The sequence below is a fragment of the Streptomyces sp. CCM_MD2014 genome (genome assembly GCF_000772045.1).
GTDB lineage: Bacteria > Actinomycetota > Actinomycetes > Streptomycetales > Streptomycetaceae > Streptomyces > Streptomyces salinarius.
Window position 1 is genome coordinate 5,142,235 of the sequence record NZ_CP009754.1, and the last position, 25,175, is coordinate 5,167,409.

The window sequence follows — 25,175 nt, forward strand, 5'->3', positions numbered from 1 at the left end:
GAAGTTGGAATCACATTGCTCTGAGTCGTGACTCATCGCGACTCAGCGTGTCTCGAAGGGGTCTTGAGTCGCGATGAGTCACGACTCGGGCTGATGTGGTTCGGACTACTTGAGGGTGATCCCGTTGTAGGTGGCGACCTGTCGGCCGTAGGCGTCTCGGGGGCGGGTCCGGCTGAGCTGGGGGACGACGGAGAGCAGGTTGCGGCCGAACATCTGCTTGGTGCCGACGGCCTTCACGCCGTTGTCTTCGGCCCACTCGCGCCAGACGGCCCACAGGGTGTCCACGGGGACGCTGCATGTCGGGCCGGTGGTGCAGCGCTCGCGGATGAACGCGGACGTGGGCGAGGCCGTGTCCTGCATGGTGGTGACCGCTTCCCGGCTGGAAGACGGTTCCGTGATCCGCCCCGTGGCCTCCAGGCGGGCGAGTCCGTCGAGGGCCCAGTTGATGATGCCGGGCATCTCGGCGGCGAGCCGGTCGGTGAGGGTGGGGTCTTCCTTGCCCAGCCACGACACCGTCATGTTGAGGACGATGAAGCGGCGGGCGATGACCCCGGAGGAGTCGCCGAAGTAGGGCAGCTCGTTGGACAGGATCATCAGCCGGGTGGGCAGCTTGCCCGTCCAGGGCTGCCGGTACTTGCGGTCGATGTCGATCGTGTCCTCACCGGAGATGGTGAGCAGCCGTTCCACGACCTGGCTGTTGTCGTTACCGGACAGCCGGGCGTCGGAGATGACCGCGAGTGGCTTGCCGACCAGGGTGGACAGTCCGAAGTTCGTGCCGAGCCCGGCGAGGGTGGGGCCGGCCAGGTTCTCCTTGCCGACCAGCATCTTCAGCACGCGGGCGATGGTGCCCTTCCCGGACCGGGAGGGGCCGACCATGAGCAGGATCTTCTGCTGGTCGGTGCGGCCGGACAGGATGTAGCCGAACCACTCCTGAAGGGCGGCGATGGCCTCGGGGTTGTCCGGCCAGACCTGCGCCAGGAACCGTTCCCAGGTGGGCGCGGTGGCGTCCGGGTCGTAGGGGAACGGCACGGAGACGAGGTTGAAGAACCCGGGCCCGTGCGGCAGCAGCTCCCGGTCCCGGATACGGAGCAGCCCGTTCGTACACGCCACGATCGGGCTCGCGTCCGGCTCGCCGTTGTCCGTGCCGTCGATCCAGGCGGGGGCGTCCACCTCGGTGGGCAACAGCACGACGGCCCCGAGCGCATCGAGCAGGTTGCTGATCTTCTGCTTGGTCGGTGCCCAGTCGTGGATTTCCGGCTCGCCATGCCTGTCCGTGCCGCCGACGAAGACGGCGTGCTCCAGACGCTTGTAGAGCGTGGCGCGCAACTGCTGTTCGTCCAGCTCCCGCCAGGCGGTGCCGGTCCAGCGCATCCAGGAGCCGCGCCAGCGGCGGTACAGCAGACGTCCGTCGGTGTCCTGCCAGTCGGGCAGGACATGGCGGGCGACGGCCATCGGGTGGGAGGGCGGGGGGAGTTCTTCCGCAGGGCTCATGCGGCGTGCTCCTTGCCGGTGGTGAAGCCGTTGGCGACGGCGCGTTCTGCGTAGGACTCGGGGACGCCGACCGCGACGGCCGCGGCCACGATCTGCGCGCCGATGACGTCCAAGCCGCACGGCCCGGGGCAGCGCTGGTGCTGGGCTGCCAGAAACCGGGCCACCCCGAACGCCTGCGAGCCGGCGCCGGTCTCGGTCCGGGCAGTGATCAGGGCCAGGCCGCGTTCCAGACCGGTGCGGACGTAGCGGTCGGTGTGGCGGCATCCGGTGGCCACGCTCCGGTCCCAGGTGGCACCCCGAGGGATGGAAGAGGCCACCTCCCCCGGGGCGGGGGTGGTCTCTTCCTTCACCGCCAGGGCGCGGACGGCGTCGGGCAGGTGGGTCATGTGGCCAGTGCCGGGTCCGAGCCAGCGGACGTAGGACATGGCCGACTTGATGTCGACACCGGGCCGGACCGCGTTGTGCGAGGACATGGCGTCGCGGTAGATCCAGTGCTCACCGCGTGCCGTCGGCACGGTCCGTGTGGCGGGCAGGGCGGCGCGGGCCCACGCGATGGCGTCCGCGTTGTCGAGGTCGACCACGGTCAGCCCGGCGCCCCCGGGGTGGTAGCCGACGCACACGGCCTGCCGCCACGCGGCAGCCCACGGGGGCGAGACGATGACGGCGGGCTCGGTGGTGGCGGCGGCCCACGCGTGGCAGACGCCAGGGCAGCGGCACGGGCCCGCGGCCTTCATGTTCGGCCGGCCGCCGCACGCGTTGCCCGCGCAGGTGCGGCAGTTGCCGAACGGCACCTTGCCCGCCCGCAGAGGCAGTACCGGCACGCCGGATGCCGCGAGGCTCAGTGCGGTGTGCAGGGGGTAGGACATCTCGCTCATGCCGCTACCCCCCGCGTGGGCGTGGTGCGGGAGGCGCGGGCGTGCAGCCACGGCCGGTGACCGCGTACTCGCCGAAGGATGGGCGGATGGGTCATGCTGGGGGTCTCCTTGTTCTCGTTGGAGGGACACGGAGAACCGGGGCGGGGTGCAGGCTTGTGGTGAGACGGCACCCCGCCCCGGGCGTGTCTATGTGAAGGCGGCGTACTCCTGCCGGACGTAGCCACGCGGGTCGGCGGTGGTCGCCGGGTGCTCCGGCCAGTACGGGGCGCCGTGGTAGTCGCCCTCGCCGTCCCGGTCGTAGGCGATGAGCCGGCGGGCCGCTTCCGTCGCCGCCTCGACCGCGTCGCCGGTGACGCCGTCCTCTTCGTCACGCAGCGCGATGCGGTCCAGCAGTGCGGCCTTGCGGAGCCAGAACTCCCGGCCCAAGTCCTGCCCGAACGGCTTGTCGGCGGCCGTCTGCGCGGTCCATCCGATCTCGCGGATGATGCTCGGCGCGAGCGCGTACGCCTCTTCCGGCGTGGGCCACGCTCCCGGCTCCGGCCGGTGGTCGGCCGTGACGTAGAGGCGGGTGCGCTTGCCGTCTCGGGTGGGGTACTGGCGTGCCGGGCCGGTGTCGAAGGCGGCGGCCAGGGCGGCGGTGACGCGGTCGGCGTCGGCCGGGTCGGTGATGACGCGGATCTCGAACACGGTCTCTCCCGTTCTGGCTTGTCAGCCGTGAAAGTGATTGCGCTTGAACGTGGCCTTGCGGATGTTCACGGTCGTGCCACCGCCCTGGTGGCCGCGCGTGCTGAAGAGCTGCACGGCGATCCATCCGCCGAAGAGGACGGCGGCGAGGATGACGAGCTGGGTGACCAGGGCGGTCAGGGCGGTGATGAACGCGGTGAGCAGGAACAGCCCGCCGCACACCGCGAGGAAGCCGACGCCTCCGAGGGCGATATTCACGGCCGCGCGGGAGACAGGCGGTTTGTGCGTGACCGGCTCGGGCTGGGCGGCGGTGACGGCGTAGCCGGTGACGACGCGGCCGTCCGGGAGGACGACGCTCGCCACCGACGGGACGCCACCCGGCTGCACGGAGGCGAGCGGCGCCGTGGGGGCGGGCGCGAGGGGCACGGGGCGGTGGACTTCCACGCCCGCGTCGTACGCGGGCGGGCGTCGGGTGGGCTCGTTCACGGCGGTTCCTCCTCAGTTGCCGAGTTCGGCGATGGCGTCGGCGGATGCCTGCACGAGGTTGTGGATGGGCTCGTAGGCGCCGGTTCCGGCGGCGAAGAACCCGAACAGGAAAAGCACCAGGGCGGCGCCGCCCCCGGCGGACTTGGTCTTGACGGCGAGCGCGGACGCGGCGCCGAAGAGGAGCACGGCGGAGATGTTGAGGATCATCGGATGCCTTTCGGGCGGGGGGTTTCGGTGCCGGCGCGGTAGATGCGGGCCCAGCGGTTGTAGAGCCAGCGGCCGACGCGGATGCGTTTGCCGGTGGCTTTGCAGCGGCGGCAGTCCTTGCCGCGCTTGGGCTTGCCTTTGCGGTCGGTGGTGAGTTCGTGGCCCATGCCGTGGCACTTGCGGCAGTCGCCGAACGGCGAGGCAGCACACAGCCCGCTGTAACCGAGCGTGATGGCGAGCAGGCAGGCGATAGTAAGGAGGATGGGGGTCATGGAGGGCCCTCCAGGGCGGTTTCCGGGGGTTTCCGCAGGTGGGCCGCTATCCGCTAGCGACCTGATCAGACTGGGTTTGGGGTGCTAGCGGGGCCGCTAACGTTAGCGGGGTGTGCCGCTAGCGCTAGCGGCCCCGAACGGTCAGCCCGCGTCTCGCTTTCCGTCACGCTCCGCAATCGCGGTGGTGATGTGGGAGCGGTCGATACCGCGCCGGTTGACGACCTTGCCCTTGACGCGGCGGCCGACCTGGATGGTGGAGACGCCGTGCGGCTTGAGCGCTGCGGACAGTTGCTCGGGGTCCCAGCCGCCGTAGACGTCCTCGCGCAGCTCGGCGAGCCGGGCGACGACGGTTTCCGACCACACCTTGGTCTCGGCGGCCGGGATGACGGCGAGGATGTCGGCGAGCAGGTCGTAGGCGGGGCCTGTGACCGTTTCCGGTGCCTCTCCGAGCGCGTGGCCGGACAGCAGTCCGGCCGTCTCGCGTGCCTTGCGGGCGCGGGCGGCGATGGTCTCGGCGCCGGGTGCGTCGACGTAGACGGAGGCGACGATACGGGCGTCGGAGCCCTCGCCGACGAAGTAGTGAATGCCCTTGTCACCCCAGGCGAACATGGTCGCCCGTACCCCGCGCTTGTAGGCGGAGGTGCCGAGCACCATGTCGTTCTCTGTCTGGCCCATGACCTTCAGACACCAGCGGGCGGACGCGTTCGCGGAAATCCCGGTCGGCAGCGACTTGGCATCCGGTCGCTGCGTCGCCAGCAGCATCACGATCCCCGTCGCTGGGCCGCGCTTGACCAGGTCGGTGGCGATCTCCTCGAACTCCTTGCCGTGCTCGGGGTGCTCGAACAGCACCTGGCACTCATCCACCCCGACCACGATCGGGTGCAGACCGAGCGAGCGCTTGTCGGCAAGCTGGCTGGTCACCTTCGACTCCGGGCAGATGTCCCGGGGCAGGGAGCGGATCACCTTGGTGCGGCGGCGCAGTTCCTCGCGCAGCGCCCGCCAGTCGGCGAGCGCGTAGGCGATCGCTTCGTCGTCGTCGCCGGCGGCGTGCCGGTGGGAGACGGCGTTGCCGACCGGGTCCAGGTCGCCGGTGCCCTTCATGTCGTAGGTGTGCAGCTCCGCACGCGGGTCGAGGGCGGCGATGAGCAGCAGCAGACGCAGGAGGAACGTCTTGCCCATGCGGGGGATGGCGCCGATCACCCCGGCGATGTACATCAGGGTGACTTCGATCCAGCGTCCGCGCTGGTCGGTGCCGTAGGCGACGGGCTTGAACAGGTCCACCGCCCCGGCCTTGGCCAGCGGCCACTGAGGCTTCTTCGCCTTGGTCAGGTCCTGGTCACCGACCCACAGCACCAGGCGGCCTGTGTGTTCGTCGGCCACGGCCTCGGGCCACACGCAGCCCAGCGGGCGGCGCAGGCCGGAGGCGAGGCGTTCGCGGCGCTCGATGATGTCGGTCACGGTGACACCGAAGGGAAGGTTGCCCTCCGCACGCCAGCCCGGACCGTCGCGGGTGATCGGGGCGGTGAACTCGAACCCGTCCCGCCCCTTGGCCTGCGCCTGGTTGATCGCCGGGATGCCGAGTGCCCCGAGGGCGCGCAGCACGATGTCGGAGGTGAGCTTGGCTGCCTTGGGCAGTTCCACGGCTCGGTGGATGACTGGGGCGTCCGCCTTGCGGCCGGCCGACCCGAGCGCCATCACCAGCGCGCCCACCGACACGACCTGAAGCCACATCGGGGCGAGCACGTAGATGGCCAGGGCGGTGGCCAGGCCGGTGAACATGGCCAGCACGGCAACGAGGGTGCGCAGTCGGACCCGGCCGTCGCGCTGCCGCGACAGCTTCAGATACTCCGCGGCGTCCTCACGGCGCACGGCCGCCAGGCGGACCGGCTCGCCCTCGCGGTCGGCCACCCACCGCAGCGTGCCCCCGATGAACCGCGCGGCCCCGGCGGGCGCCTGAAGCGTTAGCCGCGCGGCGTAGACCGGGGCGCGCAGCGCGTGGTACCCGGCGGCGTGGGCGTAGTGGCGGGCCACCCACCCGGCGGCCGTCTTGAGTTCGGCGGTCGACCGCAGCCACACCGGGACGACCGCCCGGCGCCGTGCTCCGGCGAGCCGACCGAGGTAGCCCGGGCCGGTCGCGGTCGGCGCCGACTGGTCGACCATCACGGGCGCCGACGGGTCGACCGACCCGTCGGCCGACCGTCCGTCGTGGGAGTCGGGCGACCGGTCGGCCGACTCGGCACGGGCCGACCGTGCCTTGTCGAGGTCGACTACCTCGCCGCCGGAGTCGGCGGCCATTTCGGCTTCCAGTCGGTTGAAGAGTTCGTTGTCGTCGTCGGGGTGCTTCACTGAAGGTTCCTTCCGGAATGGCGGGAGGGTAGGCCCGGCCGACGCTGTAGGAGGTGGGCGGCCGGGCCCGTGGAGAGATGATGGGCGCCCTACTGGGCGGTAAGGGGGACACTTTGTACCCCCTTGCTGAGGGGTACAGTTCGTACCCCTCAGGCGGTCAGGCGGCGTGTGCGGCGGTGCGGGCGAGGGCGGCGGTGACGCGCTCGCCGATCCACTGGGCGACGTTGCAGGAGACGGCGTTTCCGGCCTGCATGGTCTGCTCGCCCTTGTTGCCGTGGACGATGTAGTCGGCCGGGAAGCGCTGCGCGAGGAGCTGTTCGCGCGGCTGGATCATCCGGTAGTGGCAGTCCTCCAGCGCAGGCGCCGGCGAGGCGATGCCCGCGGAGTCGACCGTCGGCAGGGTGTGCAGCGGCTCACCAGTCGTCTTCGTGGCCGCGTTGCGGTACGGGATGACCAGCCAGTGATGCCGACCCTTGGCCGTCACCGTGTCGACGGGCTCGCCGACCAGTCGGGCGGTGGCGTTGCGGCGCAGGGTGACGATGAACGAGTCGTCGGCCTGCGGCGGGGTCAGCAGTGCCTCGAACCCCTTCGGGTTCGCCAGCCGGGTCCGCAGCGGCTCGCTGGCCCGGGTCGGTGTGGTGTTCCACGTGCCGCCGCTCGGCACCAGCACGGCATCCCCGATCTTCACGGTGCGGGCGGCGAGCGGGGCGGCGTCTGCGGGGACGGCCCGGCCGTCGTGCCCGCCGTGGTTGACCGTGAGCACCATCCGCTGATCCCCCAGCAGGTTCAGGCCCGCGCGGATGCGCTTGACGGTGTTCGCCGCCAACGGCCGAAGACCCTGCTCGCCCCGGTCTCCGATGCGGACTCCGAGGTTGGTCCAGTCGATGATGCTCGCGGCCGGGCGCACGTACGGCTCCACCAGCGCGTGGCGGCACGCGCTGTTCGGGCAGCGGTAGTCGTACTGCTGCTTGTACTTGCCCACCCGGCGCCCGTTGCGCCAGGTCTGCACCGCGGCCACGTCCTCGCCGCACTCGGAACACCAGGCGGGCGGGCGCGGGGCGAGATCGGGGGTGGGTACGTCGGTGCGGGTGAAGACGACGTAGATCCGGTCCCGCCACTGCGGTGCGGGCAGATTGCCTGTGCCGCCGACGTGGGCGGAGGAGACGGAGACGATCTGCGAGCGGTAGCCGAGTATCTCCATGCCCTTGCGCCACCAGTCGAACAGCTCCCAGTCCACGGCGAATTCGAGGACGTTCTCACACAGGACCGCCTTGTAGCGGTGCACCTCGGTCGCCCGGATCACGTCGTAGGCGGTAGCCCGAGTACGCTCCCAGCCCGCGTCGTCCACCCGGCCATGCTCCTCCAGCTCGAAGGACAGTTGACCGTGGGTGCGGCGGCGTCCGCCGGCCGGGGAGATCTCCGTGCAGATCGGCGAGGCCCACAGGATGTCCGTCCGGGGCAGGCGCCGCATGTCGTAGTTGTTGATGTCCGCGCACAGGTGGTCGGCGTCGCGGTGGTTGGCAGCGTGCGTCTCCACCGCCCGCTTCCAGTGGTTCGCCGCCAGGCGCAGTTCCAGCCCGGCCGCGACCAGGCCCGTGGAGGAGCCGCCCGCGCCGCAGAACAGATCGGTGAACGTCAGGCTCATGCCTGCACTCCCTTACGAGGTCAGAGGTCGAACAGGCCCGGCGCGTCGTCCACCGGGGTCGTGGTGCGGGCTCGGCGGGCGGCGGCGGTGTGGCACTCCGGGCACCAGGCCCACAGCTCCCCCGGCGGCAGCGTGACGGCCTTGACGGGCGGGGTGAGCGGGTCGGCCGGGGCGGCCATCAGCCTGACGCGGTGGCCGTGCTTGCTGGTATAGCCGTCGTGCTTGCGCGGGCACCGCCCGTCGGTCTTGGCGTGCTCGTTGCCGCACTGGCCGCTGCACTGGCAGCGGTGCCCGGCCGCTTCCATCACCGGCCGCCAGGTGCCCACGGCCGCGAGAGGCTCGCTCATGCCGCCACCTCCACCACGGGCGCCGGGGTGTGGGCGCCGGTGCGGCCGGCGCGGCGCCCGGCGAGGGTGGCGAACAGCCGACCCAGCCCCGCCCGGCGCAGTCCGGCGCGTGCCTGCTTGGCCGCGTACATCGCCTCATCCGCCCGACGCAGCAGGGCAGACAGGTCATCGGTCGGGAAGTCCGCGGCGCGGACCCAGCCGAGCGAGACGGTGGTGTGCACGGCCGGGTCCTGGCCCTCGACGGGACGGGCGAGCACGCCGTGCAGGACGGCGAGCAGGTCGCCGGCGGTGCCGTGGTCATCGATCAGGACGGCGGCGAACTCATCGCCCCCGAGCCGCCCGGCGACACCGGTGCGGCCGACGTGGTGGGCGAGCCGGTCGGCGGTCGCCTTCAGCAGGGCGTCTCCGGCGGCGTGCCCGTAGGTGTCGTTGATGTGCTTGAACTTGTCGACGTCGGCGAGGACGACGACCGCGCGCGGGTCCTTCAGCAGGGCCGTGGCACGGCGGGTGAAGCCGTCGCGGGTGCGTAACCCGGTGAGCGGGTCACGGCGGGCGGTGTTCAGGCAGCGATGCAGCCACCGCACGTGCACCGCCCACCCGGCAGCGAGCGGCAGCGCGGACAGCAGGACCGTGGCCAGGGTGTTCATGCCGCCACCTCCTGACCGATGTCACCGGACGCCTCAGCGTCCGTGTCCGCGCCGGTCTCGGTGTCGGGGGTGTCGACGGGGCGCAGGGCGCGGCCGTCGGCCCGCTCGGCGAGCAGCACGTCACGCACCTGCCGGGCCGGACCCGCACCACAGCGCAGCGCCTTGCGCAGTGCCTCGGCGTTGATCCCGGCGTCCGGCCAGTCCGCGGTGACCGTGCGGGCCTCGGTCAGCAGGTCCGCCACCGAGCGCGGTCCGGGCTTGCCCCGGCCCTTGCTGTGGCGCTTTCGCGGCGCCTTCGGGGCCGGAGGGGTGGCCTCTTCCACGGCCGGTTCCGCTGTCTCGGGGGCGGGGGCGGTGTTGGGTACCGCGTCGGCCGGGTTCAGCTCACCCAGCCTGAGCAGGACGCGTTCGCGGCGCGGGGTGCGGCGCCGCCAGGCGCGGCCGTAGCGCTCGCGCAGGTCCGCACGAGCCAGCAGCCGCTCCCGCTCACGGGCGAGCGCATCGGCGTAGGAGGTGACCTCCCACAGCGTCATCCGACGCCACAGCGCGAACGTTGACAGCGGGGCGAGCAGCCAGCGCGAGAACCGCACCTTCTCCATGCGACGGCCGGTCGCGGCGCCGATCCGGACGGCGTAGATGTGCGCGCCGATCTCGGAAAACACCACCCACAGCAGCGGCATTGTGCCGTGCGCCACCTTCGCCCACAGCGAGTGGCCGGCGGCGACGTTCAGCCCGCACGTGATCAGCGTGAGCACCCAGGGCACGAACCGCACCCACGCCAGCGCCATGTCCATCCGGATCAGCAGCAGGTTGGCCAGCGTGAACACCGGAATGGCCACGTCGATGCCGACCGGCAGCATCCACGGCTCGCCGAACCCCCAGCGGGCGGCGGCGGCCGACACGGCGTCGAAGGAGGAGATGAGACCGAGTGCGCCGACACCGGCAGCCGCAGCGGCGCCGATCCCGGCCAGGCCCATTTCCGGGCGTGTCAGCGGCGGCACGGCCGGACGCTCGGTGGTCTGCTCCGTCATGCCGCCACCCCCCTGCGGGGCGTACGGCGGCGGGCGGGGCGGGCCAGGGGGACGATGTCGAACAGCTCGGGGTGCCTTTCGACGACCCTGGCCGCGATGCGGATCAGGTCGTCGGGCAGCTCGGGGAGGTCAGCGAGGATGTCGCGGGCGGCGTCCAGCCGGGCCGCACGCTCCTCTTCAGTCTCGCCCTCGACACCCAGCCACAGCTCAACTGGGGTGCCCAGGGCCAGTTCGAGGAAGTCGTTCACAGAGACGGCCTCATGGCCGCCGATGTAGGTACGCACAGGGTGCTCCTGATGTTGGAGGGACCGGAGAACCCCGGAGCAGGCACAGGCGTGTGGTGAGACCGCGCCTGCTCCGGGGCGAGGAACCCGAGCCGCAGCGCGGCAGCGGGGAAGCACCCCGGGCCAGTGGCCATCGGGGGCGGTGGAGCGGTAATGGGCGGGACGGCGCAGGCCAGAAGTGGTGAGACGGCCGCCGTCTCCGGCTCCCTTCGCTCCCGCCCGTACGTCCTCACGCAACGCGCGGGACGGACGGGCGGGAGAGGCAGCCGGCCGCGGCATCAGCGCCGCGAACCAGTGCGGACCGAACTACTGACGGCGCCGCTGGCCGGTCCGAACGGGCGGCGCCTGGATATGTCGTCGGTACACACCGACCTCCCGCGTTCGCAGGGACATAGGGCGCGGCTTCATACCGCGCGGTCCGTCTTTTCAACTCGGGGAGACGGGGCCCGCCTATGCAGTTCTCAAACAACAACCGGTCGCAGGGCCCGAGGCGTGCGGCCGTAGCCGCCTTCCTGTCGGGCTGTCCTGTCCGGCGTGAGTTCAGATTGACCTAGGTCAATCTGTCTGTCAAGCGGTTCGGCTGACGGATCAGGGATTGACCTAGGTCCGGTTACTCTCGGAGGCATGGATCAGAGCGCCGAAGCGCCCAAGACATCGCCCACGGCCAAGCAGATCGCGGCGGAGTTCCGCGAAAAGATCACGGGCCCCGATCGCGAGTACGGTCCCGGCGACCGCCTTCCGGCTGCTCGCACGCTCGCCAAGAAGCTCGGCGTGCAGCTCATGACCGTGCAGAGCGCGTATGGTCAGCTCCGCGACGAAGGGCTGATTCTCACCCAGCAGGGGCGTGGAACGTTCGTTCGCGACCCCTCTGTACCTCTCGGCACTGAGCCCGGCAGTAGCCCAGCGTTCACCGCGTTGGCGGCGGAGCTGAACGCGATCCACGACACTCTCCGTGTGCTCGGAGAGCGGCTTGACCGCCTTGAGCGGCTCGTGGAAGGCGAGACTCCACCTTCGCTGTGAGTTCATCCGCACGCCTCAGCAAGCGTTCGGCCTTGGCGCGGGCCTCGCTCAGACTCGCTTGCACCAACGCGAGTTCGGCAAGAGTCAGACCTTCCAGCTCGTTGATCCCTGGCATGACTCCAGCGTGCTGCCGGAAACGGCAGTGGACCCGGACAGACTGTCCGGGTCCATTTTCCTTGCAGCTCAGGAGGGTTGAATGAGCGTCATCACGTGACTTTCTCTACGGCGTTCAGCACCGCTGCCCATGGCAGGTCGCGCCCTGCCGGCGCCTCCCGAGGCTCGTACAGCGGCCATACGTCCGGCCCGTAGACCAGGTGCACGCCTCCAGCCCGAAGAGTGTCAATGTGGTGTTGCCACGACGGATGCCGGGCGTGCGCAGCGTTCACCCTTGGGAAGACAACGACGGGCAGACCGAGGGTGCCCATCGCCTCGCCGACCTGCGTCAACGCCTGGTTGTCCATCACGCCGGTCGCAAGTTTGGCGACCATGTTGGCCGATGCAGGAGCGACCACGTAGCAGTCAACCGGAGGGTGTGGTCGAGCCTCGCCCGGAAGTCTCGGTTGGTCCCGTACCGGTAGCCCGGTCAGCTTCTCCAACTGTTCGACTTCCCCGCTCATCCGCAGCCACTGACCGGCGTTCGGGGTCAGGGTGACGGCCACCCGCCACCCTCGGCTCATCGCCGGCTCGACAAGGCCCGCGCGCAGTCCCTCCACGCCACCGGCCGCCGACCCTACGACTCCCAGCACCCTGCGCTTGCTCGAACTCACTGCACCGCCCTGCACCGTTGAGCCATCACGAACACCTCAGAAGAGCGCGAGCCGCCCGCTACCGGTGACTGTTTGATCAGGTCCCGCAGCGTCTCGCGAACCCTGGGATTGTTGCGTACGAGCTGAGGCGAGGTTCGTTCAGCGGTACGGAGTTCCTGGAACGCATCGTCTCCCCGGCCGGCGAGCGACAGGGCGCGCGCGAAGTCGATCCGATGGGACACGCTCCGCTCTTGCGGCATGTGGTCGACGTCGATCCGGCCGTGCTCCACCACGTACGACACGTTGTCAAGGTCCAGCTCGATGGACAGGCGGTGCAGCAGCACGTTCGTGGGCCCGAACCCTGTCTGCCAGTAGTTTTCATCGGAGCCGAGATCTTCGGCGAGTTCTTCGGCTCGACGTAGCAGGGCCGTGGCGGTGGAGCGGTCTTGGTGCCGTGCTGCGGCCACGGCCGCCCGCAGGTGGATCATCCCGAGCAGGCTGAGCGCGGCAGGGGTGTGGTCAGTGACCTGCGACGACAACCACGCAGCCGCCGTGTTTCCGAGTTCGAGCGCGTCGTCGTACCGGCCGTTGGCCAGCAGCGCGTGCGTGCCTGAACGCGCTGCCGACGCGAGCACGAGCGGATCGTCGGACTCGTCCGCCGCCCGCATCGCACGCTCCGCGGCCAGCCATGAAATGTCGGACTCACCGATCTTCGCGAGGGTCGTAGCGGCAAGGTGGTGCGTCCTCGCCGACACAGCCCAGCAGTCGCCACGGTCTTCGCCGTGGCGAGCCGCTCGCTCTTCCAGTTCCTGTGCCGTTTGAAGGAGGGCAGGAAGAGCGGCGATGACGCTTCCGAGTCGGCCGCCCTGATAGTCGTTCCACGCCTGCTCCACACGTACCGCCACGGGGGCGGGCGTAGGGAGCTGCGCCTCAGCGTGGGGGCCGAACAACAGACGAGACAGTCGGCGGGGGCTCATGAGGGCGTCCCGGACGGCTGGCACGTCGTCCTTCTGCTGCTCGTCCTCAACGAGCACGGTCTGACCGAGCAGGTCCCCCAGGGAGACGCGCAGAATCCGCGACAACTCGGCAAGCATGTCGATGCGGGGTGGCTTCCTGCGACCGGTCTCGATCTTCGCCAGCCAGTCAGTGCTCCGGCCGACCAGTCCGGCCAGAACTTCTTGGGTGTAGCCGCGACGCTTGCGGTAGAACGCGATCCGCTCACCGATGCTGAGGTGATCTCCGAGACCACGCATGCGTGCTGCCTCCTGCTGGTGGTAGGGGCCCTTTTCACCGTACAGAGCCGGTGATCGGGCGGGTAGTCGGCCCGAGGCGGTGCGGGCCGGAACGAGCGTGAGCCACCGAACGCGAAGAGACCCGGACACTATGTCCGGGTCTCTGATCTGGGGCTTCGCGTTGGACTCCGGGCCGGCTCTAGGCCATGCGACGGGGACCGGCGATTTCACGATCAGGCGAGAGGTAGGCCGAGGCCGTGTTCATTGTGTAAGGCGACCAGAGAAAGGCCAACGGCCCCTGAACTCGTCGGCGGGGACCGTTGGCATGACTGTGGGCTTACGTTTCGAACAGCCCATCTTGCGTCTCGGCAACGCGGACGAACCGATACTCCGTCGAGCGTTCTCGACCCAGTTGATCCTTCTTCTTCACCACTTCGATGAGGAAGGAAACTGGCATCCCCAATTCGAGATGCATTGCCATCAGGTCGTCCGGATCGATGTGCACGTCATACGCTTTGGACTGGCGAGTGTTGCCTGTTTTCACCTTGACTATGCCCGACATGCGGAGTTCCGTGATTGTGCCGGCGACCGCAAGGCGTGAGCGATAGGTTTTTAGCTCGCGGAGGCTGCGCATATAGCTCTTGCCGCGGCTCGAAAGACTGGAGGATCTGACTGTGCCGTCCAGGCTGCGCCAGCGCATTTCCATTGATAGGTCGAACCTGTCGAGCGCGTGCACGACACCGTCCAGACCAGGGATGATGCGCTCCCATCGGCGTACGTCCTGCTCATTCTCGGCAGCGTCAACGAGCTTAAGCAGGTCACGCATCGCAGGGTCGGCGGTCGAAGAATCCACCCTGCCGAGGTTCGCTTCCTCTTCGCTACTCTCAACCTTCGGGCGGACGTGTAGTACCGTACTTCCGCGGGACAGGCCAGTCAGTTCCAGTTCGACGTCTTTCCGGGCTGCGGCAGCAACTCCGTCGCGTAGAGGTCTAAGCAGCGCATCGCCGACGCGGAAATCCAACGCCCCGCGTTCCGCTGCCTCTCCTCGTAGCCGGACGGTCAACTCCTCGGAGAGGGCAGCCTGGGGATCATAGTGGCGAGCTGCCTCTAGCCAATTCCGCCGCAACTCTTCTTCGTACGCGTCATCACTGGATGGTGGAGATGCCAATTCTGCGAAGAACCGCCGGTTTGCCTCGCGGTTACGCTCTAGAGCACGTTGTCGCCAGCTCGTGCTCATAGGGTCACCTCCAGGTAGCCGCGCCGTGGTGCCGCACTTTCGATGGTGGGCTCACTCTTGTCTACCCCAGGGGTCCGACAGCGCTGCCACCAGTCATCCCACGCCCCTCTCTCCCGAAGGTACGCCTGATCCTCAGCATCCAAACGCTCGGCGCGGAAGACGGAGACGATCGGCCTGTAACGCACAGGGAGTGGCGACACTCCGAACTCGTCCAGTCGAGCCTCGCGCTTGAACGCAGTGAGTAGCCAGCGGGTACCCGGAAGCCCCTTCATGGCCGAAGCCACACGGTCGTCGATCAAGACGGTGAGATCAATGTTCTGCGGGTTCATCTTTGTACTGACGTAGCTACCGCCCAGCCAGATGGCATGGACTAGTGAGGCGCTGCCGACAGTATCGCGGTGACGCTCTTCGAGCTCGAAGAAGCGACTGAGGTAGCTCTCAAGCCCGGTCCAGAGACGAGTTCTAGTCTCTGACTCTTTGAAGATCCGGTCTTTGACCAGTAGCTCTTCGGCGTCTTCCGGGCTGAGCCGGTACCTACCGGGCGGTAAAAACCCGTCTTCCCCCCACTCAGGAACCACGCGCCCCTCCCCTGAGCATGTGTCCACGTACCGTCGCATGATCCCGTTTTTGCATGTATCGAGCAAGAGCCGCTGCCGTAGTACGTCGGAGCGGTGACTTTGCTGGCCCTCGACTGTATGAGCGCGTTGCTGAGGGCTACTCGAGGCCGATGCGTCCGGCGAGGCCCGGCCGGAGCTGCTCTGGACGAGGCGTGGACGACCGGGCATGGCTCCGGAGAGGGCTCCCTGTCCCTGCAGGTCAACCCCACTGGGAACGGTAAATCTGCCGATGCCCAGAGCCGGGCCGTCCTCGGGCCGTCCGAGGGTGCCCCACGACAACCCTCAACGACCAACAACGACCAGGTTGGCCCGGCGCCGGGCGACGGGCTAACGGTGCGTCTGCCCAGCTAGACCCAGGTGTCCAGCCACATCCGCGACCGCCAGTCGTCGATCGGGATCGCCGTGCCCGTGTACAGCGGCCAGAAGTAGATGAAGTTCCACGCGATGAGCAGCACCAGGACGCCCGCTCCCGTCGCGCCCGCCACCCGGCGGGTGTCCGTGCAGCCCGGGCGGCCGATGATCGCCCCCAGGAGCATCGCCACCGCCAGGCACAGGAACGGGACGAAGACGACGGCGTAGAAGAGGAAGATCGTGCGCTCCTGGTACATGAACCAGGGGAGGTAGCCGGCGGCCACGCCGCAGGCGATCGCGCCCGCGCGCCAGTCCCGGCGGAAGAACCAGCGCCACAGGACGTACAGCAGGGCGAAGCAGCCCACCCACCACAGGAGCGGCGTGCCCAGCGCCAGGACCTCGCGGGCGCACTTCTCGCCCGCGTCGACCGGGCAGCCGTCCGAGCCGGCCGACGGGGACTCGTAGAAGTAGGAGACCGGGCGGCCCAGGACGATCCAGCTCCACGGGTTCGACTGGTACGTGTGCGGCGAGGTCAGGTGGGTGTGGAATTCGAGGACCTGCGTCTCGTAGTGCCACAGGCTGCGCCACCAGTCCGGGAAGAGCCACGACCAGGAGCTGTTCGCGCCGTCCTTGGCCGCCCAGTCGCGGTAGTAGCCGCCGGTGCCGTCGGAGGGGGAGAGGATCCAGCCGAGCCAGGAGAGGAGGTAGGTCGCCAGGGCCACCGGGATCGTCGAGAGGAAGGCCCGGCCCAGGTCGCTGCGGAGCACCGCGCGGTAGGGGTGGTGGGCGCCCGCCACGCGGCGGGAGCCGACGTCCCACAGGACGGCCATCACGCAGAAGGCCGCCATGATGTACAGGCCGTTCCACTTGGTGGCCGCCGCCAGGCCCAGCATCAGGCCCGCCGCCAGACGCCAGGGGCGCCGGCCGAGGCGCAGGGTCTCCGCGACGTGGGCGTCCGGGCGGACGCGGCCGTCGTCGTCCACCGGGAGCGCGGCGGCGAGTCTCGCCCGGGCCTTGTCGCGGTCGACGACCAGGCAGCCGAAGGCGGCCAGCACGAAGAACATCAGCACGCTGTCCAGCAGCGCGGTGCGGCTCATCACGAAGTGCAGGCCGTCCAGCGCCATCAGGGCGCCCGCCAGGCAGCCGAGGAACGTCGAGCGGAAAAGGCGGCGGCCGATCCGGCACAGCATCAGCACCGACAGGGTGCCGAGCAGCGCCGTCATGAAGCGCCAGCCGAACGGGTCGAAGCCGAACAGCAGCTCGCCCAGACCGATGACGTACTTGCCGACCGGCGGGTGCACGACGTAGGCCGCGTCGGTCGGGATCGGGACGTCGCCGCCCGAGTTCAGGATCAGGTCGTTGGCGTTCTTGTCCCAGTTGACCTCGAAGCCGCGGTGGATCAGCGCCCACGCGTCCTTGGCGTAGTACGTCTCGTCGAATATCACCGCCTTCGGGCTGCCCAGGTTCCAGAACCGCAGCACCCCGGCGAGCAGCGCCACCAGCAGCGGGCCGCCCCACGCCGACCAGCGGACGATCCGCTCGGTGAACGGCTTCGACAGGCCCAGGAACGCCCACAGGCGCGGACTCGGGCTCGTGTACGGCGGCACCAGCCGGTCGCGGACGTCGTCGGCCGCGGCCCCCGCCGTGTAGCCGAAGCGGCGCAGCCGCTGCTGCCAGGTGGGCCGCTCGTCGTGCGGGGCCTGGCCCTGCCGGGTGTCCGTGGAGGACGCGGTACTGGTCACCGCGCCATCGTAGGGAACCGTGCTGTGCGCGTCCCGCGCATGGGCCTCCCGGGTGCGGATACGTCCCCCGCACGGGAGGGCTGGGAGGATGGGGGCGTGACTGGAACCCTTGTACTCGCGGGCACTCCCATCGGCGACGTCCAGGACGCCCCGCCCCGGCTCGCCGCCGAACTGGCCGGTGCGGACGTCGTCGCCGCCGAGGACACCCGGCGGCTGCGCAGGCTCACCCAGGCGCTCGGCGTCGCACCCGCGGGGCGTGTCGTGTCGTACTTCGAGGGCAACGAGTCCGCCCGTACGCCCGAGCTGGTGGAAGAGCTGGTCGGGGGCGCGCGGGTGCTGCTGGTCACCGACGCCGGGATGCCGTCGGTGTCCGACCCCGGGTACCGGCTCGTCGCCGCCGCCGTCGAGCGCGGGGTGCGCGTCACCGCCGTCCCCGGGCCGTCCGCCGTGCTGACCGCGCTCGCCCTGTCGGGGCTGCCGGTCGACCGGTTCTGCTTCGAGGGCTTCCTGCCCCGCAAGGCCGGTGAGCGGCTGACGCGGCTGCGCGAGGTCGCCCAGGAGCGCCGCACCCTCGTCTACTTCGAGGCCCCGCATCGGCTCGACGACACCCTCGCCGCCATGGCCGAGGTCTTCGGTGCCGACCGGCGGGCCGCCGTCTGCCGGGAGCTGACCAAGACCTACGAGGAGGTCAGGCGGGGCGGGCTCGGTGAGCTGGCCGCGTGGGCCGGTGAAGGAGTACGGGGCGAGATCACCGTCGTCGTCGAGGGGGCGCCGGACCAGGGGCCCGAGGAGGTCGGCGCCGGGGAGCTGGTGCGGCGGGTGCGGGTGCGCGAGGAGGCGGGGGAGCGGCGCAAGGAGGCCATCGCGGCGGTGGCCGCCCAGGCGGGCGTGCCCAAGCGCGAGGTGTTCGACGCGGTCGTGGCCGCGAAGAACGCGGAGAAGAACGCGGAGAAGAACGCGGGGAAGAACGCGGGGATTTAGAGGGCTTCGCTTGACCCTGGGCGCCGTCCTCTTGACCCGCCGCTGACCTTGCGGGGACTCCCGCCAAGGACAGCCCAAATCGGCCCAAATACTCGGCAGTACCTGGTGCTTTCCCGCCGGTGGAGGAGTCCACTGGAGGAAGGAACGGAACGAGCCGAAGGAGCCGGGATGAGCATGAGTGAGAGCGCCGTGCGGGCCGGAGTGCGTGCCGGTGCCACCGCCGTCGTCCACGAGTCGTACTCCTTCGCCTGCATGCGCTGCGGGCACGGCTGGGAACAGTCGTTCGAGATCGAGCACCACACGGACGCCGACGGCCGCGCGTTCGTGCTCTACGTCGTGGACGGCCGCGTCGTGCCCTCCCCGCTGACCCGGCCGACCTGCGCCACCTGCGGCAACCACGTCGTGCGGATCATGCGCCCGGGGCGGGTCGCCTCGGTGCGCGGCACCGCGTACGGGACCCGCCGGGTGCCGCCGGCCGGCCCGCTGGAGGTACCCGTGGTGCCGCGGTCGCCGGAGGTGCCCGAGCAGCCCGGGCCGGGGGCGCCGGGGCTCGGCGCCGGGCACCGGCAGTGGCACCTGGCCGACCTCCTGCATGCCCTTCGCCCCCACCGCGGGGCGAGCTAGCCGCACCTCCGGGGCGCGCGGGAGCTTTCGTAGGATCGAGGCATGCCTTCGAACGCCTCGGGCCGGTCCGACAAGGACGCCGCGCCCCCGCTCCCCGAGCCCCTCCGGGTGCCGGTCGCCGACTCGCACACCCACCTCGACATGCAGTCCGGCACGGTGGACGAGGCGCTCGCCAAGGCCGCGTCCGTCGGCGTCACGACCGTCGTGCAGGTCGGCTGCGACCTGGCCGGATCCCGCTGGGCGGCCGAGACCGCGGCGGCCCACGACGCCGTCCACGCCACCGTCGCCCTGCATCCCAACGAGGCGCCGCGCATCGTCCACGGCGATCCCGACGGCTGGTCGCGGCAGGGGGCGCGGCAGCCCGGCGGGGAGGCGGCGCTCGACGAGGCGCTGGCCGAGATCGACCGGCTCGCGGCGCTCCCGCAGGTCAAGGGCGTCGGGGAGACGGGCCTTGACCACTTCCGCACCGGTCTCGAGGGCAAGGAGGCTCAGGAGCGCTCCTTCCGCGCCCACATCGAGATCGCCAAGCGGCACGGCAAGACCCTCGTCATCCACGACCGCGACGCCCACGCCGACGTCCTGCGCGTCCTCAAGGAGGAGGGCGCCCCCGAGCGCACCGTCTTCCACTGCTACTCCGGCGACGCCGAGATGGCCGGGGTCTGCGCCCGCGCCGGGTACTACATGTCCTTCGCCGGCAACGTCACCTTCAAGAACGCCCAGAACCTGCGCGACGCCCTCGCCGTGGCCCCGGCGGAGCTGGTCCTGGTGGAGACCGACGCGCCGTTCCTGACGCCGGTGCCCTACCGGGGGCGGCCGAACGCGCCCTACCTGGTGCCGGTCACGGTGCGTGCCATGGCGCAGGTACGGGGCGTCGACGAGGACACCCTGGCGACCGCCCTCGCCGCCAATACGGCCCGCGCCTTCGGCTACTGACACGCTGAGTAGTCGCGTCGCTTGGGAGAGTGACCGGCGCTCCGCTAGGTTCTGGGGGCCCGATCGGGACCCCTGGAGCGTGTGGGCGTGAGCAGAACGCAGTTCGAGCCGGCAGAGGCGTACGAGACGCACGAGCGCTACGCGGCCTACGAGGGCTACGCGGCCTACGAGGGTTACGAGACCTACGAGTACCTCGCGCCGTACGACGTGCACAGTGCGCCGACCCTGCCGTACGGGTACGCCGACCCGTACCGGTCCGCGCCCGCGGTGCCCCGGCAGGGCACCGCACCGCAGGACCGGCCGGTGAGCGCGCCGGGCGACGGGCGCGCCGAGCGCCGGCGGCGGGCCCGGTGCGCGGGGCGCGCGGACACCTCCCTGCGCCGGCTGCTGCCGCGGGCGCTGGTCGTGGCCTTCCTCGCGGGCGGCACCACCGCCTTCGTCGCCAAGGACAAGGCCGTCGAGCTGACCGTCGACGGCGCCCCGCGCACCCTGCACACCTTCGCCGACGACGTGACCGAACTGCTCGCCGAGGAAGGCGTCCAGGTGGGCGCCCACGACGTCGTCGTCCCCGCCCGCGGCACCCCGCTGACCAGCGGCGAGGACGTCACCGTCCGCTACGGGCGTCCCCTGCTGCTCACCCTGGACGGCCACCGGCGCCAGGTGTGGACGACCGCGGAGACGGTGGAGGGGGCGCTGCGGGAGCTCGGCGTACGGACCCAGGGCGCTTACCTGTCCACCGAGCGCTCCCGGCGCATCGGCCGCGAGGGCCTCGCCCTGGTGGTGCGCACCGAACGGGTGGTGACCGTCATGGCGGACGGCCAGACCCGCACCGTCCGCTCCAACGCCGCGACCGTCCGCGAGGTCGTCGAGGAGGCGGGCGTCTCCCTGCGCGGCGAGGACACCACCTCCGTCCCGGCGACCGCCTTCCCGCGCGACGGGCAGACTGTCACGGTGCTGCGGATCACCGGGTCCCGGGAGGTCCGCGAGGACCCGATCCCCTTCGCCGAGCGACGGGACGAGGACGCCACCCTCTACCGGGGCACCGAGGTCGTCCAGCAGGCGGGCCGGCCCGGACTGCGCCGCACCACCTACGCCCTGCGCACCGTCAACGGCGTCCGCCAGAAGCCGCGCCGCCTGCGCACCGAGGTGGTGCGCGAGCCCACCCCGCGGATCGTGCGGGTCGGCACCCGGCCCCGGCCGGCCTCCGTGCACGGCGCCGACAGCCTGAACTGGCAGGCCCTGGCCGCCTGCGAGTCCGGCGGCCGCCCGGACGCCGTCGACCCGTCGGGGACGTACGGCGGGCTCTACCAGTTCGACACCGGCACCTGGCACGACCTCGGCGGCGAGGGCCGCCCCCAGGACGCGTCGGCCGCGGAGCAGACGTACCGGGCGCAGAAGCTGTACGTACGCAGCGGCGCCGCCGCCTGGCCGCACTGCGGCGCCCGGCTGCGGGAGTGAGGCCTCGCGGGGCGCCCCGCCGCGGGCAGGAGGCCCACGCGCCCCCGGCTACCCTTGCGGGGTGAGCAGCCCCACCCCCGACGCCCTCCTGGGCCCCGCCGACGTCCGTGAACTCGCGGCCGCCCTCGGCGTACGCCCCACCAAGCAGCGCGGTCAGAACTTCGTCATCGACGCGAACACGGTCCGCCGTATCGTCCGCACCGCCGAGGTACGCCCCGACGACGTGGTGGTCGAGGTGGGACCGGGTCTCGGCTCGCTCACCCTGGCCCTCCTGGAGGCCGCCGACCGGGTCACCGCCGTCGAGATCGACGACGTACTCGCCGGCGCCCTGCCCGCCACGGTCGCCGCCCGCATGCCGGAGCGCGCCGACCGGTTCGCGCTCGTGCACTCCGACGCGATGCACGTGACCGAGCTGCCGGGCCCGGCCCCGACCGCGCTGGTCGCGAACCTCCCCTACAACGTCGCCGTCCCCGTCCTCCTCCACATGCTCGACACCTTCCCGAGCATCGAGCGGACCCTCGTCATGGTGCAGGCCGAGGTCGCCGACCGGCTCGCCGCCGGGCCCGGGTCGAAGGTGTACGGCGTCCCGTCCGTGAAGGCCAACTGGTACGCCGAGGTGAAGCGGGCCGGGTCCATCGGCCGCAACGTCTTCTGGCCCGCGCCGAACGTCGACAGCGGCCTCGTGTCACTCGTCCGGCGGACCGAGCCGCTGAAGACCACGGCGTCCAAGGCCGAGGTCTTCGCGGTCGTCGACGCCGCGTTCGCCCAGCGCCGCAAGACCCTGCGGGCCGCGCTCGCCGGGTGGGCGGGGTCGGCCGCCGCCGCCGAGGCCGCCCTCGTCGGCGCGGGCGTGTCGCCGCAGGCGCGCGGAGAGGCCCTGACCGTGGAAGAGTTCGCGCGTATCGCCGAGCACAAGCAGTAGGAAGTCAGGGAGTGACGAGCAAGTGAGCGTGACGGTCCGCGTCCCCGCCAAGGTCAACGTCCAGCTCGCCGTCGGCGCCGCCCGCCCCGACGGCTTCCACGACCTCGCCAACGTCTTCCTCGCCGTCTCCCTGTACGACGAGATCACCGCGACCCCGGCCGCCGACGGGCTCCGCGTCACCTGCGAGGGCCCCGACGCCGACCAGGTCCCGCTCGACCGCACCAACCTCGCCGCCCGCGCGGCACTCGCCCTCGCCGAGCGGTACGGCCGCGCACCCGACGTGCACCTCCACATCGCCAAGGACATCCCCGTCGCCGGGGGCATGGCGGGCGGCAGCGCCGACGGCGCGGGTGCGCTGCTGGCCTGCGACGCGCTGTGGGGCACCGGCGCCTCCCGCGAGGAGCTGCTGGAGATCTGCGCCGAGCTGGGCAGCGACGTGCCGTTCAGCCTGGTCGGCGGGGCCGCGCTGGGCACGGGCCGGGGGGAACGGCTGACGGAGCTGGAGGTGGGGGGCGACTTCCACTGGGTGTTCGCGCTGGCCGCGCGGGGGCTGTCGACGCCGGCCGTCTTCCGCGAGTTCGACCGGCTGGGCAAGGGCCTGGACATCCCGGAGCCGGCCGCCGACCAGGCGGTGCTCGACGCCCTCGCCAAGGGCGACCCGGCCGCGCTCGCCGTCGCCGTCTCCAACGACCTCCAGCCGGCCGCGCTCTCCCTCTTCCCCGAGCTGTCCGACACCCTCGCGGCGGGCCGGGCGGCGGGGGCGCTGGCGGCCGTCGTCTCGGGCTCGGGGCCGACCACGGCCTTCCTCGCGACCGACGCCAAGTCCGCCTCCGACATCGCGGGCGTGCTGCGGGCGTCGGGGACGTGCCGGGACGTGCGTACGGCGTCCGGGGCGGCGGCGGGGGCGACCGTCCTGGACTGAGGCCCGCGGCGGCCGGACTACCCTGGAGGGTCGAGCGATCCCCCAGGCAGGAGAGAAATGGCCGTCAATCTGGTCAATGTCGAGAACGTCAGCAAGGTGTACGGCACCCGTGCCCTCCTCGACGGCGTGTCCCTCGGCGTCTCCGAAGGGGACCGCGTCGGCGTCGTCGGGCGCAACGGCGACGGCAAGACGACCATGATCCGGATGCTGGCCAGGCTGGAGGAGCCCGACACCGGGCGGGTCACCCACTCCGGCGGGCTGCGGCTCGGCGTGCTCACCCAGCACGACTCCCTCGACCCCGCCGCCACCGTCCGGCACGAGGTCATCGGTGACATGGCGGACCACGAGTGGGCGGGCAGCGCCAAGATCAGGGACGTGCTGACCGGGCTGTTCGGCGGGCTCGACATGCCGGGATTCCCGCAAGGGCTCGACACCGTCATCGGGCCGCTCTCCGGCGGTGAGCGGCGCCGGATCGCGCTGGCCAAGCTGCTCATCGAGGAACAGGACCTGATCGTCCTCGACGAGCCCACCAACCACCTCGACGTCGAGGGCATCGCCTGGCTCGCGGCGCACCTGCGCGAGCGGCGCTCCGCGCTCGTGTGCGTCACCCACGACCGGTGGTTCCTCGACCAGGTCTGCACCCGCATGTGGGACGTGCAGCGCGGCGACGTCTACGAGTACGAGGGCGGCTACTCCGACTACGTCTTCGCCCGCGCCGAGCGCGAGCGCATCGCCGCCACCGAGGAGACCAAGCGGCAGAACCTGGTGCGCAAGGAGCTGGCCTGGCTCCGGCGCGGCGCTCCCGCCCGTACCTCCAAGCCCCGCTTCCGCGTCGAGGCCGCCAACGAGCTGATCGCCGACGTGCCGCCGCCCCGCGACAGCAGCGAGCTGATGAAGTTCGCCTCCTCCCGGCTCGGCAAGACCGTGTTCGACCTGGAGGACGTCACCGTCCAGGCCGGTCCCAAGGTGCTGCTCAAGCACGTCACCTGGCAGCTCGGCCCCGGCGACCGCATCGGCCTGGTCGGCGTCAACGGCGCCGGCAAGACCTCCCTGCTGCGCGCCATGGCCGAGGCCGCCCGCAGCGAGGGCGAGCGGCAGCCGGCGGGCGGGCAGGTGCGGGTCGGCAAGACCGTCAAGCTGGCGTACCTGTCCCAGGAGGTCGCCGAGCTCGACCCGGACTGGCGGGTGCTGGAGGCCGTGCAGCGCGTCCGCGAGCGCGTCGATCTCGGCAAGGGCCGGGAGATGACCGCCGGGCAGCTGTGCGAGACCTTCGGGTTCGGCAAGGAGAAGCAGTGGACGCCGGTCGGGGACCTGTCCGGCGGTGAGCGGCGGCGGCTGCAGCTGCTGCGGCTGCTGATGGACGAGCCCAACGTCCTCTTCCTCGACGAGCCCACCAACGACCTCGACATCGAGACCCTGACCCAGCTCGAGGACGTCCTCGACGGCTGGCCCGGCTCGATGATCGTCATCTCCCACGACCGGTTCTTCATCGAGCGCACCACCGACCGCGTCTTCGCCCTCCTCGGCGACGGCGCGCTGCGCATGCTGCCGCGCGGCATCGACGAGTACCTGGAGCGGCGCCGGCGCATGGAGGAGGCCGCAGCGTCGAGCGCCCCGGCCGTGGCGGCCAAGCCCGCCGCCGCCGTGCCGGAGAAGAGCGCCGCCGACGTGCGCGCCGCCAAGAAGGAACTCCAGAAGATCGAGCGGCAGCTGGACAAGGTCTCCGAGAAGGAGACCAAGCTGCACGCCCGAATCGCCGAGAACGCAACGGACTTCGCGAAGGTGGCCGAACTGGACGCCGAGCTGCGCGAACTGGCGGGGCAGCGCGACGAGCTGGAGATGCGCTGGCTGGAACTGGCCGAGGACGCCTGAGCCGACTGCGCACGGGGGCGCGGGTGGTGTAAAGGCGGCGTGAAGGCGCGTAACGGAGGCATCACGGGGCGGTCCGCCCTTGGGAACAGCGGCGGACGCGGCCCGGTGGGGGGTTGGCCGCGGGTGATAGAAAGGCCGTCCGAGGACTGTCCCAGCACGGTCCGAGGCAGTTCGAACGATCGCCTTTGACGACTCCGGGGCCA

Annotated in this window: 25 protein-coding genes; 8 read left to right on the forward strand and 17 right to left on the reverse strand. The window is 71.0% G+C overall.

The window, feature by feature from the left end; all coding sequences use genetic code 11:
* Window positions 1–105 precede the first annotated feature (105 nt).
* The 12 genes from NI25_RS23040 to NI25_RS23095 all read right to left on the reverse strand — a co-directional run bounded on the left by NI25_RS23040 (window position 106) and on the right by NI25_RS23095 (window position 10,315).
* Window positions 106–1,491: a DNA primase family protein gene (locus NI25_RS23040; RefSeq protein ID WP_078884710.1), complete on the reverse strand. Its 1,386-nt coding sequence runs from the start codon at window positions 1,489–1,491 to the stop codon at window positions 106–108.
* Window positions 1,488–2,366, reverse strand: coding sequence for a bifunctional DNA primase/polymerase (locus NI25_RS23045; protein ID WP_061444261.1), 879 nt, complete (start codon window positions 2,364–2,366; stop codon window positions 1,488–1,490). The genes NI25_RS23040 and NI25_RS23045 overlap by 4 nt, the downstream gene beginning before the upstream one ends.
* Window positions 2,367–2,552: 186 nt before the next feature.
* Window positions 2,553–3,053 carry a hypothetical protein gene (locus NI25_RS23050; RefSeq protein ID WP_061444262.1) on the reverse strand — a complete coding sequence of 167 codons (501 nt, stop codon included), beginning with the start codon at window positions 3,051–3,053 and terminating at the stop codon, window positions 2,553–2,555.
* 21 nt (window positions 3,054–3,074) lie between these two features.
* Window positions 3,075–3,536, reverse strand: coding sequence for a hypothetical protein (locus NI25_RS23055; RefSeq protein WP_061444263.1), 462 nt, complete (start codon window positions 3,534–3,536; stop codon window positions 3,075–3,077).
* Window positions 3,537–3,548: 12 nt separating this feature from the next.
* Complete coding sequence (locus NI25_RS23060; protein ID WP_061444264.1) at window positions 3,549–3,743, reverse strand: hypothetical protein; 195 nt, start codon at window positions 3,741–3,743, stop codon at window positions 3,549–3,551.
* The gene (locus NI25_RS23065) at window positions 3,740–4,015 is read right to left on the reverse strand and encodes a hypothetical protein (RefSeq protein WP_061444265.1); all 276 of its coding nucleotides are present in this window, start codon (window positions 4,013–4,015) and stop codon (window positions 3,740–3,742) included. The genes NI25_RS23060 and NI25_RS23065 overlap by 4 nt, the downstream gene beginning before the upstream one ends.
* 141 nt (window positions 4,016–4,156) lie before the next feature.
* Window positions 4,157–6,361 carry a cell division protein FtsK gene (locus NI25_RS23070; RefSeq protein ID WP_199561008.1) on the reverse strand — a complete coding sequence of 735 codons (2,205 nt, stop codon included), beginning with the start codon at window positions 6,359–6,361 and terminating at the stop codon, window positions 4,157–4,159.
* Window positions 6,362–6,518: 157 nt separating this feature from the next.
* The gene (locus NI25_RS23075; protein ID WP_061444266.1) at window positions 6,519–8,006 is read right to left on the reverse strand and encodes a DNA cytosine methyltransferase; all 1,488 of its coding nucleotides are present in this window, start codon (window positions 8,004–8,006) and stop codon (window positions 6,519–6,521) included.
* Window positions 8,007–8,026: 20 nt separating this feature from the next.
* A complete protein-coding gene (locus NI25_RS23080) occupies window positions 8,027–8,353 on the reverse strand; it encodes a hypothetical protein (protein ID WP_061444267.1) in 327 nt (108 codons plus the stop codon).
* On the reverse strand, window positions 8,350–9,000 hold the full coding sequence (locus tag NI25_RS23085) for a GGDEF domain-containing protein (protein WP_061444268.1): 651 nt from the start codon (window positions 8,998–9,000) through the stop codon (window positions 8,350–8,352). The genes NI25_RS23080 and NI25_RS23085 overlap by 4 nt, the downstream gene beginning before the upstream one ends.
* Window positions 8,997–10,031 (reverse strand): DUF2637 domain-containing protein, encoded by a 1,035-nt coding sequence (locus NI25_RS23090; RefSeq protein ID WP_061444269.1) that lies wholly within the window; start codon window positions 10,029–10,031, stop codon window positions 8,997–8,999. The genes NI25_RS23085 and NI25_RS23090 overlap by 4 nt, the downstream gene beginning before the upstream one ends.
* Complete coding sequence (locus tag NI25_RS23095) at window positions 10,028–10,315, reverse strand: hypothetical protein (RefSeq protein WP_061444270.1); 288 nt, start codon at window positions 10,313–10,315, stop codon at window positions 10,028–10,030. The genes NI25_RS23090 and NI25_RS23095 overlap by 4 nt, the downstream gene beginning before the upstream one ends.
* A 624-nt stretch (window positions 10,316–10,939) precedes the next feature.
* On the opposite strand from NI25_RS23095, the gene NI25_RS23100 reads away from it, so the two are divergent.
* Complete coding sequence (locus NI25_RS23100) at window positions 10,940–11,335, forward strand: GntR family transcriptional regulator (protein ID WP_061444271.1); 396 nt, start codon at window positions 10,940–10,942, stop codon at window positions 11,333–11,335.
* A 206-nt stretch (window positions 11,336–11,541) separates the two neighbouring features.
* Here NI25_RS23100 and NI25_RS23105 read toward each other — a convergent pair whose 3' ends face one another.
* The 5 genes from NI25_RS23105 to NI25_RS23125 all read right to left on the reverse strand — a co-directional run bounded on the left by NI25_RS23105 (window position 11,542) and on the right by NI25_RS23125 (window position 17,260).
* On the reverse strand, window positions 11,542–12,117 hold the full coding sequence (locus NI25_RS23105) for a flavoprotein (protein ID WP_107071811.1): 576 nt from the start codon (window positions 12,115–12,117) through the stop codon (window positions 11,542–11,544).
* Complete coding sequence (locus NI25_RS23110) at window positions 12,099–13,334, reverse strand: helix-turn-helix domain-containing protein (protein WP_061444272.1); 1,236 nt, start codon at window positions 13,332–13,334, stop codon at window positions 12,099–12,101. The genes NI25_RS23105 and NI25_RS23110 overlap by 19 nt, the downstream gene beginning before the upstream one ends.
* A 316-nt stretch (window positions 13,335–13,650) precedes the next feature.
* Window positions 13,651–14,550, reverse strand: a complete 900-nt coding sequence (locus tag NI25_RS23115) for a hypothetical protein (protein ID WP_061444273.1) — start codon at window positions 14,548–14,550, stop codon at window positions 13,651–13,653.
* Entirely contained in the window at window positions 14,547–15,128 is a 582-nt protein-coding gene (locus NI25_RS23120) for a DUF6932 family protein (protein WP_061444274.1), read from the reverse strand. The genes NI25_RS23115 and NI25_RS23120 overlap by 4 nt, the downstream gene beginning before the upstream one ends.
* A 386-nt stretch (window positions 15,129–15,514) precedes the next feature.
* Entirely contained in the window at window positions 15,515–17,260 is a 1,746-nt protein-coding gene (locus tag NI25_RS23125; RefSeq protein ID WP_061444275.1) for a dolichyl-phosphate-mannose--protein mannosyltransferase, read from the reverse strand.
* 96 nt (window positions 17,261–17,356) lie between these two features.
* Here NI25_RS23125 and rsmI point away from each other — a divergent pair, with 96 nt between their 5' ends.
* The 7 genes from rsmI (at window position 17,357) to NI25_RS23160 (ending at window position 24,972) form a co-directional block, all read left to right on the forward strand.
* Window positions 17,357–18,241: a 16S rRNA (cytidine(1402)-2'-O)-methyltransferase gene (rsmI, locus tag NI25_RS23130; protein WP_061444276.1), complete on the forward strand. Its 885-nt coding sequence runs from the start codon at window positions 17,357–17,359 to the stop codon at window positions 18,239–18,241.
* A 168-nt stretch (window positions 18,242–18,409) separates the two neighbouring features.
* On the forward strand, window positions 18,410–18,865 hold the full coding sequence (locus NI25_RS23135; protein WP_061444277.1) for a hypothetical protein: 456 nt from the start codon (window positions 18,410–18,412) through the stop codon (window positions 18,863–18,865).
* Window positions 18,866–18,907: 42 nt separating this feature from the next.
* Complete coding sequence (locus NI25_RS23140; RefSeq protein ID WP_061444278.1) at window positions 18,908–19,798, forward strand: TatD family hydrolase; 891 nt, start codon at window positions 18,908–18,910, stop codon at window positions 19,796–19,798.
* Window positions 19,799–19,885: 87 nt separating this feature from the next.
* Window positions 19,886–21,256, forward strand: coding sequence for a resuscitation-promoting factor (locus NI25_RS23145; protein ID WP_061447054.1), 1,371 nt, complete (start codon window positions 19,886–19,888; stop codon window positions 21,254–21,256).
* Between the two features lie 61 nt (window positions 21,257–21,317).
* Entirely contained in the window at window positions 21,318–22,178 is an 861-nt protein-coding gene (gene rsmA / locus NI25_RS23150) for a 16S rRNA (adenine(1518)-N(6)/adenine(1519)-N(6))-dimethyltransferase RsmA (protein ID WP_061444279.1), read from the forward strand.
* A 22-nt stretch (window positions 22,179–22,200) separates the two neighbouring features.
* A complete protein-coding gene (locus NI25_RS23155) occupies window positions 22,201–23,100 on the forward strand; it encodes a 4-(cytidine 5'-diphospho)-2-C-methyl-D-erythritol kinase (RefSeq protein ID WP_061444280.1) in 900 nt (299 codons plus the stop codon).
* A gap of 57 nt (window positions 23,101–23,157) precedes the next feature.
* The gene (locus tag NI25_RS23160; RefSeq protein WP_061444281.1) at window positions 23,158–24,972 is read left to right on the forward strand and encodes an ABC-F family ATP-binding cassette domain-containing protein; all 1,815 of its coding nucleotides are present in this window, start codon (window positions 23,158–23,160) and stop codon (window positions 24,970–24,972) included.
* Window positions 24,973–25,175 lie beyond the last annotated feature (203 nt).